Origin of the sequence: Micromonospora sp. R77, assembly GCF_022747945.1 — a bacterium.
In the GTDB taxonomy this organism is placed as follows: domain Bacteria; phylum Actinomycetota; class Actinomycetes; order Mycobacteriales; family Micromonosporaceae; genus Micromonospora.
Genome location: NZ_JALDST010000001.1, coordinates 5,777,353 through 5,790,462 on the forward strand (window position 1 = coordinate 5,777,353; position 13,110 = coordinate 5,790,462).

Here is a 13,110-nt window from a genome sequence, read left to right on the forward strand (position 1 = left end):
CACACCTCGTATCCTGTCGCCGGAAACCCCGAGGGATGGAAGGGAGTCGGTGTGAGCGACCGGGTTGAGACGTTGGAGTTCCAGGCCGAGGCCCGTCAGCTGCTCCAGCTGATGGTCCACTCGATCTACTCGAACAAGGACGTCTTCCTGCGCGAACTCATCTCGAACGCGTCCGACGCGCTGGACAAGCTGCGGCTGGAGTCCCTGGTCGACAAGGACCTCGACGTCGACACGGCGGACCTGCACATCGAGCTGGAGATCGACAAGGACGCCCGTACGCTCACCGTGCGGGACAACGGCATCGGCATGTCCCGCGACGAGGTCGTGGGCCTGATCGGCACCATCGCCAAGTCCGGCACCGCCGAGCTGCTGCGCAAGCTGCGCGAGTCGCAGGACGCCGCCGCGTCACAGGAGCTGATCGGCCAGTTCGGCGTCGGCTTCTACGCCACCTTCATGGTCGCCGACAAGGTCACCCTGGTGACCCGGCGGGCCGGCCAGACCGGCGGCACCCGCTGGGAGTCCACCGGTGAGGGCACCTACTCCGTCGAGGCGGTCGACGAGGCCCCGCAGGGCACCTCGGTCACCCTGCACCTCAAGCCCGCCGACACCGAGGACAACCTGCACGACTACACCGCCGAGTGGACCGTCCGGGAGATCGTCAAGCGCTACTCCGACTTCATCGCCTGGCCGATCCGGATGACCGTGGAGCGCCCCGGCGAGGAGGGCGCCACCACGACCGAGACGCAGACCCTCAACTCGATGAAGGCGCTCTGGGCCCGCTCCCGCGACGAGGTCGACGAGGCCGAGTACCACGAGTTCTACAAGCACGTCGCGCGCGACTGGGCCGACCCCCTGGAGACCATCCACATGCGCGGGGAGGGCACCTTCGAGTACGAGGCGCTGCTCTTCCTGCCCTCGCACGCCCCGCTGGACCTCTTCTCCCCGCAGGGCCGGCGCGGCGTGCAGCTCTATGTCAAGCGCGTCTTCATCATGGACGACTGCGACGCGCTCATGCCGAACTACCTGCGCTTCGTCAAGGGTGTGGTGGACGCCCACGACCTGTCGCTGAACATCTCCCGGGAGATCCTCCAGCAGGACCGGCAGATCCGCGCCGTACGCCGCCGCCTGGTCAAGAAGGTGCTCGCCACCCTCACCGAGATGAAGGCCGAGCGGGCCGAGGCGTACCGGACCTTCTGGACCGAGTTCGGGCCGGTGGTCAAGGAGGGGCTGCTCGAGGACACCGACAACAGCGAGACCCTGCTGAACCTGCTGCGGCTCGCCTCCACCCACGACGCCGACGAGCCGACCACGCTGGCCGACTACGTCGCGCGGATGAAGGACGGCCAGACCGAGATCTACTACGCCACCGGCGAGTCCCGCGGCACCATCGAGAACTCGCCGCACCTGGAGGCGTTCCGCGCCAAGGGCTACGAGGTGCTGATCCTCACCGACCCGGTGGACGAGGTCTGGGTCGAGCGGGTCGGTGCGTACGACGGCAAGAGCCTGCGGTCGGTCGCCAAGGGTCAGGTCGACCTGGAGACCGAGGAGGAGAAGGCGAAGACCGAGGCGGAGCGGAAGGAGTACGCCGACCTGCTCACCTGGATGAGCGAGGCGCTCGCCGACAGCGTCAAGGAGGTCCGGCTCTCCTCCCGGCTGACCACCTCGCCGGCGTGCGTGGTCGGCGACGCCCACGACATGACGCCCACCCTGGAGAAGATGTACCGGGCGATGGGGCAGGAGGTGCCGCGGGTCAAGCGGATCCTCGAACTCAACCCCGGCCACCCGCTCGTCACCGGCCTGCGCAAGGCCCACGAGCAGGGCGCCGAGGGTGCGGCGCTGACCGAGACCGCCGAGCTGCTGTACGGCATGGCCCTGCTCGCCGAGGGCGGCGACCTGACCGACCCGGCCCGGTTCACCCGGATCCTCGCCGACCGCCTCGCCCGTACCCTCTAGTCCCGTACCGCCACGGAGCCGGCCCGGCGGGTGCCGGGCCGGCTCCGTGGCCGGTCAAGCGGTGCGTCGCGGCAGCAGCCGGACCAGCAGGGCCACCGCGACGCCCAGCGCCACCAGCACGGTCAGGCCGAGCGTGAACGCGTGCGGGAAGCCGCCGGTGCCGAGCGCGCCGTAGAACACGCTGCCGATCAGGGCCACCCCGATCGCGTTGCCGGCCTGCTGCGCCGCGGAGAGCACCCCGGAGGCGGCGGCCGCGTGCCGGGCCGCCACCCCGGCCAGCACGATCGACGGCAGCGGCGCGACCACCAGCCCCATCCCCACGCCGGCCACCGTGAGTCCCGGCACCAGCCAGCCGACCGGGTCGTGCGCGGCGAACGCGAGCAGCGCGTACCCGGCGGCGACCACCAGCGTGCCGACGGTCAGCGTCCGGCGGCCCCGCCCGGCGGCGAACCGGCCGGAGAGCACCGACGTGACCAGGTAGCCGACGCCGAGCGGCGCGAAGAGCAGCCCGGACGCGAGCGCCGACAGGCCGCGCCCGTCCTGCAGGTAGACCGCCAGCACCAGGAAGAACGACGCCATCGTGAGCTGGAAGGCCAGACTCACCAGCACCCCCACGGTGTACGCGCGGTCGCCGAACAGACCCGGGTGCACCAGGGGTGCGCCACCCCGCCGCGCCAGCCGACGCTGGCGCAGCGCGAACGCGGCGAGCGGGGGCAGGGCCGCCAGGCACCAGCTGGCCGACTCGCCGGCCACCAGCGGGTGGACCACGGCGATCAGACCGAGCGTGACCAGCACCGTACCGACCAGGTCGAGGCGGGCACCGGTCGCGGAGCGGGACTCCGGCAGCAGGCGCCGGCTGGCCGCGACGGCCGCCACCCCGATCGGCAGGTTGATCAGGAAGATGCTCCGCCAGCCGAGACCCGCGATGTCCATCCGGATCAGCAGCCCGCCGACGAGCTGCCCGAACACCGCGCCCAGCCCCACCGCGACGCCGTACGCGCTGAACGCGCGGGCCCGCCGGGCGCCGGTGTAGACGGTGGTGATGATGGCCAGCACCTGCGGCATCAGCAGCGCCGCGCCGACCCCCTGCACGACCCGGCCGGCGACCAGCACGCCCGCGGTCGGCGCCAGCCCGCACGCCGCCGAGGCGAGCGTGAACAGGCCGAGCCCCGAGGTGTACAGCCGACGCCGGCCGTACAGGTCGCCCAGTCGGCCGCCGGTGATGAGGCCGGCGGCCAGCGCCAGCCCGAACCCGGCGACCACCCACTGCACCGCCGACGGACCGGCCCGTAGGTCCACCTGGATCGACGGGATGGCCACGTTGACGATGAAGAAGTCCAGCAGCGTGACGAACGTGCCGGTCAGCAGCACCAGCAGGGCACCCCAGCCGGTGTCGGCCCGAACCGGGGTGGCGACGGTGCTCTCCGTGGCGGCCGGCGCGGCGGTGCTCGCGGGCCGCTCCTGCAGGGTCGTCATGCCGGGACCTTGTCGAGGAAGCCGTGGACCTGGGCGATCCGGCCGTCGGCGGTGAACACCGCGACGTCGAAGCCGACGACGAGCGGCTCCGCGCCGGGCGCGCCGAGGGTCCAGGTGAACCGGGCGATGTCGTGGTGGGCGTCCACCGGGCCGAGGCCGAACCGCAGCCCCGGGAACTGCCCCTGCACGGCACCGATCAGGGCGGCGATCGCCTCGCGGCCCTCGACGACCGCCAGCGGGTCGGTGTAGCGGCCGTCCTCGGCCCACACCTCGTCGATCAGCAGCCGCCGCTTCGCCGGGTCCGTCTCGTTCCAGCTCTCGATGTACCGGTCGATGACCTTCATGGTGTTCCTCCCGTTCGTTCCTTCAGCTGCCTGGAACGCTATGGCGCGGCGCCGGCCGGGAAATCTGTCACGCATCAGTACTTCTGTCCGCGCGCCTCGGTAACCTCTCGGCCATGCTGTACGGGCGGGACGCGGAGCTGGCGGTGTTGCGCACGATGCTGGACACCGTCCGCTCCGGCGGCAGCGGCGCGCTGGTGGTCCGGGGTGAGCCGGGGATCGGCAAGACCGCGCTGGTCGCGCACCTCGACACGGCCGGGCTGCGGGTGCTGGGCGGCGTGGGCGTGGAGTCCGAGGCCGAGCTGCCGTTCGCCGGCCTGCACCTGCTGCTGCACCCGGTGCTGGACCGGCTCGACGCGCTGCCGCAGGTGCAGGCCGAGGCGTTACGCGGCGCGCTGGGGTTGGCCGAGGCCGGTGCGCCGGACCGGTTCCTGGTCGGCCTCGCGGTGCTGTCGCTGCTGTCCGAGCTGGCCGACGACGGTCCGCTGCTGGCCGTCGTGGACGACGCCCAGTGGCTGGACCGGGCGTCCGCCGACGCGCTGCTGTTCGCGGCCCGCCGGCTCGGCGCCGAGCCGGTCGGCCTGCTCTTCGCCGCCCGCCCCGACGGCTTTCCGGCACCCGGGGTGCCGGAGCTGCCGCTGCGCGGGCTGAACCCGGCCGACGCGGCGGCGCTGCTGGCCGCGCACGCCACCGACCTGGACGCCGGTGCACGGTACCGGGTGCTCGCCGACGCCGTCGGAAATCCGCTGGCACTGATCGAGCTGCCGGCGGTCGCGGCGTCCGCCGGGGCGGCGCTGCCCGACCGGCTGCGCGACGCGTTCCAGGCCCGGGTCCGCACCCTGCCCGACGGCGTGCGGACCATGCTGGAGGTGCTCGCCGCCGACGACACCGGCGACCTCGGTGTGCTGCTGCGGGCGGCCGGCAAGCTGGGCGTCGGCAGCACCGACCTGGACGTCGCGGTCCGGGCCGGGCTGGTCACCGCGGACGGCACCGTGGCGTTCCGACACCCACTGGTCCGGGCCGCGGTGTGGCACGGCACGCCGCCCGGCCGGCGGATCGCCGTCCACGACGCGCTGGCCGCCGCACTGGACCGGCCGGGCGACGCCGATCGTCGGGCCTGGCACCTGGCATCGGCGACCACCCGCACCGACGAGCGGGTCGCCGCCGAGCTGGAACGCACCGCGGCGTGGGCCGGCGAGCGCAGCGACCACGCCGCCGCGGCCGCCGCGTACGAGCGGGCCGCGCAGCTCTCCGCCGAACCCGCCGCCCAGCTGCGGCGGCTCACGCTCGCCGCCGAGGCCGCCGCCGAGGCGGGCGACCTGGACCGCTCCGACGCCCTCGCCGCCCTGGCCGAGCGCCCCGGCGCCGACGATCCGGTACTGGCGGCCCGGCTGACCGCGGTGCGCGCCGCGGCGGACTTCGGCGCGGGCGCTGCCGTCCGCGCACGAGCGGCTGCTGCGTGGCGCCGACCGGGTGGCCGACACGGACCGGCACCTGGCGCTGAGCCTGCTCGTGGAGGCGCTGCACGTCGGCTGGTACGCGGGCGAGCGGCAGCTGGCGGAGTCGGTGGCGCGGTTGCGGTCGGCGCTGGTGCCCGACGACCCGCTGACCCCGCTGGCCCGGTTGTCGATGCACGCCGTCACCCCGATCGTCGGCGTGACCGACGAGGGCGGCGGGGTCGACTGGGCCGAGCCCGGCGCGGTGGCCGGGGTGGCCCGTGGGGCGGCGGACGAGCCCGGCGTCGCGATCCTCGTGGCGGGGATCGGGCTGATCCTCGGTCAGGAGACGGTCACCGTCGAGCTGGCCGAGGAGCAGGTGGAGTCGGCGCGTCGGCAGGGCCGGGTGGGCTGGCTGCCGCAGGCGTTGTTCTACCTGGCGTGCGGCTGGCAGTTCGCCGGCTGGCCGGCCCAGGCCACCGCGGCGGCACAGGAGGCCCTGGCGATCGCCCGCGACACCGACCAACGCCAGTGGATCGACCGGCTCGGCGAACCGCTGGCGTACCTGGCCGCGGTGGCCGGGGACACCGACGGGTGCCGCCGGATCACCGACGAGGCGCTCGCCCGGGTGGCGGGCGGCGACCCGGCCTGGCAGGTGCCCTGGGTGTACGCCGCACTCGGCCTGCTGGAGCTCGGTCAGGGCCGCGCGGATTCGGCGCTGATGTGGCTGGCGCCGCTGGCCGAGGGCCGGGCCCGGTTCCACGTCTCGGCCACCCGGAGCACACCGGACCTGGTCGAGGCCGCGGTGCGGGCCGGTCGGCCGGCCGAGGCGGCCGAGGCGTTCCGCCAGTACGAGCGCTGGGCCGCGCACGCACGGCAGCCGTGGATCGACGCGGTCGTGCTGCGCTGCCGGGCGTTGCTCGGCCCGGACGAGACGGCGGGTGAGTCGTACGCCGCGGCGCTGTCGGCGTACCGCCGGCTCAACCGGCCGTTCGACGAGGCCCGCACGGCGCTGCTGTACGGGGAGTGGCTGCGCCGGGCCCGCCGTCGGGCGGAGGCGCGGACCTATCTGGACGCCGCGCTGGACGGCTTCGAGAAGCTGGAAGCGGTGCCGTGGGCGGCGCGGGCGCGTACCGAGCTGGGTGCCGCCGGCACCCCGGCGCCGCACCGGCCGACCGGCCTGGCCGCCCGGCTCACCCCGCAGGAGCTGCAGATCGTCACGCTCGCTGCCAGCGGTCTGTCCAACAAGGACATCGCCACGCGGCTGTTCCTGTCCGCCCGTACGGTCGGCTATCACCTGTACAAGGCGTACCCGAAGCTCGGAGTGGTCTCCCGCGCCGAGCTGTCCGATCTGGACCTCGCGGCGGTGTGACCGCACCCGATAGCCGCATCGCCCGGCGGTTCCGGAACCGCCGCATCGTTCCTAGTCGATGAAAGCTGGCATAGGGTGCCGGTGAACGGCCTCAGCGTTCCTCCGGAAGGAGCGACCCGTGATCCGTCACCGCCGCCACCGCCCCCTCGCCCTCGTCGGCCTCCTCGTCGCGGTCACCGCCCTGGTCGCGCCCGCGCCGGCCACCGCCGCCGGCCTGCCCTACCAGGACCCGACCCTGCCCGTCGCCACCCGCGTCGCCGACCTGCTCTCCCGGATGACTTTGGACGAGAAGCTCGGCCAGATGACCCAGGCCGAGCGCGGCTCGGTCACCGCCGCCGACCTCACCACCTACCGGCTCGGCTCGCTGCTCTCCGGCGGCGGCTCCGCGCCCACGCCCAACACCGCCACCGGCTGGGCCGACATGTACGACGGCTTCCAGCGGGCCGCCCTCGCCACCCCGCTGGCCATCCCGATGATCTACGGGGTGGACGCGGTGCACGGGCACAACAACGTCCACGGCGCGACGATCTTCCCGCACAACATCGGCCTCGGCGCGACCCGCGACCCGGCCCTGGTGCAGCAGATCGGGCAGGCGGTGGCCGAGGAGGTCAGCGGCACCGGCGTCGACTGGGACTTCGCCCCCTGCCTCTGCGTGGCCCGCAACGACCGGTGGGGCCGCACCTACGAGTCGTTCGGCGAGACCCCGGACCTGCCGTCGAGCATGTCCACCCTGGTCACCGGCCTGCAGGGCAGCACCCTCGGCGGACCCACCTCGGTACTGGCCACCGCCAAGCACTACGTCGGCGACGGTGGCACCACCGGCGGCGTCGACCAGGGCGACACCCGGCTCAGCGAGGCCGACCTGCGCGCCGTCCACCTGCCGCCGTTCCAGGCCGCCGTCCAGCGCGGGGTCGGCTCGGTGATGATCTCCTACAGCAGCTGGAACGGCGTGAAGATGCACGGCAACCAGTACCTGATCACCACCGTCCTCAAGGGCGAACTCGGCTTCTCCGGCTTCGTCGTCTCGGACTGGAACGGCATCGACCAGATCGACGGCGCTGCCGGCTTCACCGCCGCCGAGGTCACCGCCGCGATCAACGCCGGCATCGACATGGTGATGGTGCCGACCGCCTGGAAGACCTTCCTCAGCACGCTCCGCGCCGAGGTGCAGAACGGCCACGTCCCGCTGAGCCGGATCGACGACGCGAACCGGCGCATCCTCACCAAGAAGTTCGAGCTGGGCCTCTTCGAGCGGCCGTACACCGACCGGAGCTGGACCCCGACGGTGGGTAACGCCGCCCACCGGGCGTTGGCCCGGCAGGCCGTCCGCGAGTCCCAGGTGCTGCTGAAGAACTCCGGCGGCGTGCTGCCGCTGGCCCGGGACAACAACAAGATCCTCGTGGCCGGCAAGAACGCCGACAACATCGGCAACTCCAGCGGCGGCTGGACCATCTCCTGGCAGGGCTCGTCCGGCGCGATCACCCCCGGCACCACCATCCTGCAGGGCATCCGCGCGGCGGTCGGTCCGACCACGACCGTCACCTACAACCAGCGCGGCACCGGCATCGACCGCAGCTACCGGGCCGCGATCGCGGTGGTCGGCGAGACGCCGTACGCCGAGGGGCAGGGCGACCGGACCGGCAGCATGAGCCTGGACCGGGACGACCTGCGGACCATCTCGACGCTGCGCAACGCGGGCGTGCCGGTGATCGTGGTGCTGGTGTCCGGCCGTCCGCTGGACATCGCCACCGAGCTGCCCCGCTGGGACGCGCTGCTGGCGTCCTGGTTGCCCGGCACCGAGGGTGCCGGGGTGGCGGACGTGCTCTTCGGCGCCGCGCCGACCGGCAAACTGCCGATGACCTGGATGAACTCGGTCAGCCAGCAGCCCATCAACGCCGGCGACGGTCAGCTGCCGCTCTTTCCCCAGGGCTTCGGCCTGACCTACTGACCACGCCCGTGGACTGTCCGACCGGGAGCTTGTAAGGCACGTTTCCGCACCCCGCAACTCGAAAACTCGTGCCGTCGCTCGGCCGGGTGAAGAACTTCACAAGAAGTGGGCGATCGCCCGAAACCGTTCCTAACGTCGTATGTGTTCGCGATCGCGGACACCACGGACCGGCAACGCCTAATCCCGCCGCCGGTCCGGAGGTACCTGGACCTCAGGCGGGAGCGGGGGACCCACACGTTCCTCGGTGCTCGACACCTCGGGGTGAAGCCGCCGACCGGCGGCCGGGCTCCTCGGCCCGAACCCGACAGCTCACCTCGTCGGCGTGGAGGAAACCACACATGGCTACTGCACACATCGGACGCCACCGCCGGACCGACGCCCGTCGGGTCGCGGTCGGCGCGCTCGTCGTCGGCGCCGCCACCGGGGCCGCCGCGATCCTCGGCCCGGTCGCGCCGGCCAGCGCGGCCAGCGTCAACTGGGACGCCGTCGCCCAGTGCGAGTCCGGCGGCAACTGGCACATCAACACCGGCAACGGCTACTACGGCGGCCTGCAGTTCAGCAAGAGCACCTGGAACGGCTACGGCGGCCAGAAGTACGCCAGCCGCGCCGACCTGGCCAGCCGCGGCGAGCAGATCGCCGTGGCCGAGAAGGTCCTCGACGGGCAGGGCATCGGCGCCTGGCCGGTCTGCGGCAAGAAGGGCGGCTCCACCAAGCACTACGCCACCAAGGACTCGGGCTCGAAGTCGAAGAAGGACTCCGGCACGAAGTCCCGTTCGGACTCCGGGCACAAGGCGAAGGCGGAGGAGCGCTCCTCGCGCAGCGAGCAGCCCGCCACCCGCAGCTACCGGCGTACCGCGCCGGCCACGGGCGGCGCCGCCGGCGCGTACGTGGTGAAGCCGGGCGACACGCTGTCGATGATCGCCGACGCGAAGGACCTCGCCGGTGGCTGGCACGCCCTGTACGAGCGCAACAAGCGCGTGGTCGGCGCCGACCCGGGTCTGATCTTCCCGGGTCAGCAGCTCCGGCTGCGCTGATCCCCGCGACCGCGCACCGGGTCCGCCCGGGTACGGATCGACCGCGAACGCCCGGCCGGGTCACCGGCCGGGCGTTCGGCCGTCCGGCCCGGTGAGTGCCGTCCGGTCGGACCGGACGAAAGGGTTTGTCCGGGCCGGACCGGGGCATCCGGGAGCATGTCGTCCGTCGTCGAGGACCCGCCGCTGCCGACGCACCTCCAGTTGGAGATCACCTCGGCCTGCAACCTGCGCTGCCTGATGTGCCTGGTGCGCTACCGGAATGCGGGCCAGTGCTCCGGCCTTCTGGCCGGGGGTGAAGGCCCGCGTTGGGAGGGCCGTCAAGGCTCGAGCAGTGTCTTAAGCTCGACGGTTCTGCTGTTCGATGTACTGCTTCAGGACGCTCGGCGGTGGCCCGTCGATGGATCCGGCGAAGTACGAGCCTGACCACAGTTTGGTGTCCCGGTAGTAGTGGGGCGCGAGGTCGGGGAACTCCTGTCGTAGGCGGCGCGAGGACACGCCTTTGAGCGAGTTGACCAGCCGGGCCACGGCCATCTTGGGTGGGTAGTTGACCAGTAGGTGGACGTGGTCGTTGTCGCCGTTGAACTCGATGAGTTCGGCTTCGAAGTCACGGCACACGTCCCGCATGATCGTCTCCATGCGGGACAGGTGCGGGTCGGTAAACACCTTGTGGCGGTACTTTGTCACGAAGACCAAGTGGACGTGCATTGCGAAAACACAGTGCCTGCCGGTGCGGATGCCTTCGAGCTCTGCCATAAACCAAGATGGTACGGTGCTGTTTGTGCAGCTCCGTTACCGCTACCGCGTCTACCCGACGCCCGGCCAGCAGATCGCACTGGCTCGGGCGTTCGGGTGCGCACGGGTGGTGTTCAACGACGGGCTGCGCGCACGGCAGCAGGCACACGAGGCCGGCTTGCCGTACATCTCAGACGGCGACCTGTCCAAGCAGGTGATTACGCGGGCGAAGCTGACGCCGCAGCGGGCGTGGCTGGGCGAGGTCTCGGCGGTCGTGCTGCAACAGGCCTTGGCCGACCTGAATACCGCATACCGCAACTTCTTCGCCTGGGTCACAGGCAGGCGCAAGGGTCGCAGGGTCGCCCCGCCGCGGTTTCGGTCGCGTAAGGACAACCGGCAGGCGATCAGGTTCACCAGGAACTCCCGGTTCAAGGTTCTCGACAACGGCCGCCTGCGCCTGCCGAAGATCGGCGACCTGGAGGTGCGCTGGTCACGTGCCCTGCCGTCCGATCCGTCGTCGGTGGCGATCATCCGGGATGTGGCGGGCCGGTACTTCGCTTCATTCGTGGTGACCACGGGCGAGGAGGAGACGCTGCCGCCGGTCGAGTCCGAGGTTGGTATCGATCTCGGGCTGATGCATTTCGCCGTCCTGTCGGACGGTACGAAGGTGACCGCGCCGAGATTCCTGCGTCGGGCCGCCCGCAAGCTCAAGCGGCTGCAACAGGCACTGTCCCGCAAGCAGAAGGGCAGCAACAACCGGAAGAAGGCGGTTATCAAGGTGGCACGGGCGCACGCCCGGGTGGCCGACACCAGGCGGGACTGGCAGCACAAGCTGTCTACGGCGATCATCCGCGACAACCAAGCGGTGTACGTCGAGGACTTGTGCGTTGCCGGTCTCGGCCGGACCAGGCTCGCGAAGTCCGTGCACGACGCCGGGTGGGCCGCCTTCACCGGCATGTTGGAGTACAAGGCCGCCCGGTACGGGCGCACTTTCGGCGGGGTGAACCGGTGGTTCCCGTCCACCCGGATGTGCTCGGCATGTGGCCGCGTCAACGAGAAGATGGGGCTGAACGTCCGGTCGTGGGACTGCCCCTGCGGCAGCCGCCACGACCGGGACCACAACGCCGCCAAGAACGTGTTGGCCGCCGGACAGGCGGACAACTCAAACGACCGTGGAGCGCAGGTAAGACCGGGACCCGTCCCGGCACCGCGCCGCGAAGCGGTAACCCACCCGGACGCCGCGCGGTCCACGCGCAGCGTGGAGGGAACCTCCGTCCTTTAGGACGGAGAGGATGTCAACGACCGCCGGTGAACAAGCTGGCCGGTGCGATGGCCCCGGAGCTGTTCGACCGGATCGTGGCCGACGTGCCGGGGCTGCGCCGGCTCACCCTTCAAGGGCTCGGCGAGCCGCTGCTCTCGCCCCACCTGGGCGACATGATCGACACGGCGGTCGGGCGGGGCATCACGGTCGGGTTCAACACCAACGCGACCCTGCTGCACCGGCGGCGCGCCGAGGAGTTCGTCGCCAGCGGGGTGGACTGGCTGCACGTCTCGCTCGACGGCGCCCGCGCGGCGGCGTACGAGCGGGTCCGGGACGGGGCGAGCATCGACACGGTGGTGGCCAACCTCGCCGGCCTGGTCGAGGCGAAGCGGGCGGCGGGCAGTGCCACCCCCTGGATCCGGGTGGTCTTCGTCGCCATGCGCGACACCGTCGCGGAACTGCCGGACCTGGTTCGCCTGCTCGGTCGGGTCGGGGTGGACGAGCTGCACGTGCAGAACCTGTCGCACAGCTTCTCCGACGCCGATCCCGCCGGTCGCTATGCGGAGATCCGCGAGTTCACCGCCGACCAGGCGCTGTGGACGGGGGTGGACACCGAGCGGGCCGCCGTACTGTTCCGGCAGGCCGTCGACGTGGCGCGGGAGACCGGCGTGCGGCTGCGGCTGCCGCACCCCGGCGCGGCGCCGGACGCACCGCGGACCTCCGGGCCGGGCTGCTCGTGGCCCTGGGACGCGGCCTACGTCACCAGTGCCGGCGTGGTGCAGCCGTGCTGCATGGTGATGGGTGACGACCGGGTGCGGTTGGGCCGGCTGGACGAGCGGTCGTTCCCGGAGATCTGGCACGGCGAGGAGTACCGCCGGTTCCGGCGCCGCCTGGCCGGCGACACGCCGCCGTCGGTGTGCCGGGGCTGTTCCCTCTACCGGCGCACCTTCTGACCCGTCGGGCGTCGTCGGCGCGGCACGGCGTGCCGGGTGCCCGACGGGTTGCTATCGTCACCCTGCTCGGCCCGAACGTGAAGAAAGCGCGGCTATGACCAACGAACCGATCACCGCAGCCGCGACCCTCGACGACCTGCTCACCAGCACACAGCAGATGCTCGCGGTGCTGCGGTCGCAGGCCGTGGAGCCGGCCGACGGCGATGCCGTGGCCCTGCTGCGGGCGGAGGGGACGGCCGCCGATGGGCAGGTGACGGCGACCGTCGTGCAGGGTGGCCGGTTGGCGTCGCTCACCGTCGACGAGGACCTGCTGGGGCAGGGCGCCGAGGCGCTCTGCGGTCATGTGGTGCGGGCCGTCAATGCCGCTCTCACCGAGCTCGACGAGCGGGTCAGCGAGTCCGCGCGGGCCGACGTTGATGCCCTGGCGGCCCGGTTGGGCGGGGTGCGGGAGCCGTCCGCGCGGCAGATGGCGATGTTCAGCCAGGCCATGGACGACGTGGCCGCCCGACTCCACCGGGACCGCTGAGCCCACCCGTCGGCACGCTCGATCGCCGCTCCGGACACGACGAAGCGGCCGGCCGTCTGGAGGACGACGACCGGCCGC

10 protein-coding genes, 1 pseudogene and 1 riboswitch are annotated in these 13,110 nt (G+C 72.3%); of the genes and pseudogenes, 8 read left to right on the forward strand and 3 right to left on the reverse strand.

All coding sequences use genetic code 11. From position 1 onward, the window contains the following. Positions 1-51 precede the first annotated feature (51 nt). Positions 52-1,953: a molecular chaperone HtpG gene (gene htpG, locus MRQ36_RS26785; protein WP_308194920.1), complete on the forward strand. Its 1,902-nt coding sequence runs from the start codon at positions 52-54 to the stop codon at positions 1,951-1,953. A gap of 54 nt (positions 1,954-2,007) precedes the next feature. Here htpG and MRQ36_RS26790 read toward each other — a convergent pair whose 3' ends face one another. Both MRQ36_RS26790 and MRQ36_RS26795 read right to left on the reverse strand, forming a co-directional pair. Further along, on the reverse strand, positions 2,008-3,429 hold the full coding sequence (locus MRQ36_RS26790) for an MFS transporter (protein ID WP_242799496.1): 1,422 nt from the start codon (positions 3,427-3,429) through the stop codon (positions 2,008-2,010). Then, positions 3,426-3,773 (reverse strand): nuclear transport factor 2 family protein, encoded by a 348-nt coding sequence (locus MRQ36_RS26795; RefSeq protein ID WP_242799497.1) that lies wholly within the window; start codon positions 3,771-3,773, stop codon positions 3,426-3,428. The genes MRQ36_RS26790 and MRQ36_RS26795 overlap by 4 nt, the downstream gene beginning before the upstream one ends. A 155-nt stretch (positions 3,774-3,928) precedes the next feature. Between MRQ36_RS26795 and MRQ36_RS34130 the strand changes: the two are divergent. From MRQ36_RS34130 to MRQ36_RS26815, 4 genes and pseudogenes are all read left to right on the forward strand, one after another. Then, positions 3,929-4,288, forward strand: a pseudogene (locus MRQ36_RS34130) (ATP-binding protein); the annotation flags it as partial. A 955-nt stretch (positions 4,289-5,243) separates the two neighbouring features. Next, positions 5,244-6,578: a LuxR family transcriptional regulator gene (locus MRQ36_RS34135; protein ID WP_242799499.1), complete on the forward strand. Its 1,335-nt coding sequence runs from the start codon at positions 5,244-5,246 to the stop codon at positions 6,576-6,578. Positions 6,579-6,696: 118 nt separating this feature from the next. After that, positions 6,697-8,526, forward strand: a complete 1,830-nt coding sequence (locus MRQ36_RS26810) for a glycoside hydrolase family 3 N-terminal domain-containing protein (protein ID WP_242799500.1) — start codon at positions 6,697-6,699, stop codon at positions 8,524-8,526. Positions 8,527-8,690: 164 nt separating this feature from the next. Further along, a riboswitch (cyclic di-AMP (ydaO/yuaA leader) is annotated at positions 8,691-8,864 on the forward strand. Beyond that, a complete protein-coding gene (locus tag MRQ36_RS26815) occupies positions 8,865-9,560 on the forward strand; it encodes a transglycosylase family protein (protein WP_242799502.1) in 696 nt (231 codons plus the stop codon). A gap of 336 nt (positions 9,561-9,896) precedes the next feature. Here MRQ36_RS26815 and tnpA read toward each other — a convergent pair whose 3' ends face one another. Further along, positions 9,897-10,313, reverse strand: a complete 417-nt coding sequence (gene tnpA, locus MRQ36_RS26820; protein WP_242799504.1) for an IS200/IS605 family transposase — start codon at positions 10,311-10,313, stop codon at positions 9,897-9,899. 16 nt (positions 10,314-10,329) lie between these two features. Between tnpA and MRQ36_RS26825 the strand changes: the two genes are divergently transcribed. From MRQ36_RS26825 to MRQ36_RS26835, 3 genes are all read left to right on the forward strand, one after another. After that, positions 10,330-11,574: a transposase gene (locus MRQ36_RS26825; RefSeq protein WP_242799505.1), complete on the forward strand. Its 1,245-nt coding sequence runs from the start codon at positions 10,330-10,332 to the stop codon at positions 11,572-11,574. A 26-nt stretch (positions 11,575-11,600) separates the two neighbouring features. Further along, positions 11,601-12,506: a radical SAM protein gene (locus MRQ36_RS34760; RefSeq protein WP_242799506.1), complete on the forward strand. Its 906-nt coding sequence runs from the start codon at positions 11,601-11,603 to the stop codon at positions 12,504-12,506. 94 nt (positions 12,507-12,600) lie between these two features. Further along, the gene (locus MRQ36_RS26835) at positions 12,601-13,032 is read left to right on the forward strand and encodes a YbaB/EbfC family nucleoid-associated protein (RefSeq protein ID WP_242799507.1); all 432 of its coding nucleotides are present in this window, start codon (positions 12,601-12,603) and stop codon (positions 13,030-13,032) included. Positions 13,033-13,110 lie beyond the last annotated feature (78 nt).

What these genes read in the sequence shown, in the direction of transcription:
- MRQ36_RS26790 (WP_242799496.1), bottom strand. Translation starts at nt 3,429, where the DNA reads ATGACGACCCTGCAGGAGCGGCCCGCGAGCACCGCCGCGCCGGCCGCC.
- MRQ36_RS26795 (WP_242799497.1), bottom strand. Translation starts at nt 3,773, where the DNA reads ATGAAGGTCATCGACCGGTACATCGAGAGCTGGAACGAGACGGACCCG.
- MRQ36_RS26815 (WP_242799502.1), top strand. Translation starts at nt 8,865, where the DNA reads ATGGCTACTGCACACATCGGACGCCACCGCCGGACCGACGCCCGTCGG.
- tnpA (WP_242799504.1), bottom strand. Translation starts at nt 10,313, where the DNA reads ATGGCAGAGCTCGAAGGCATCCGCACCGGCAGGCACTGTGTTTTCGCA.
- MRQ36_RS26835 (WP_242799507.1), top strand. Translation starts at nt 12,601, where the DNA reads ATGACCAACGAACCGATCACCGCAGCCGCGACCCTCGACGACCTGCTC.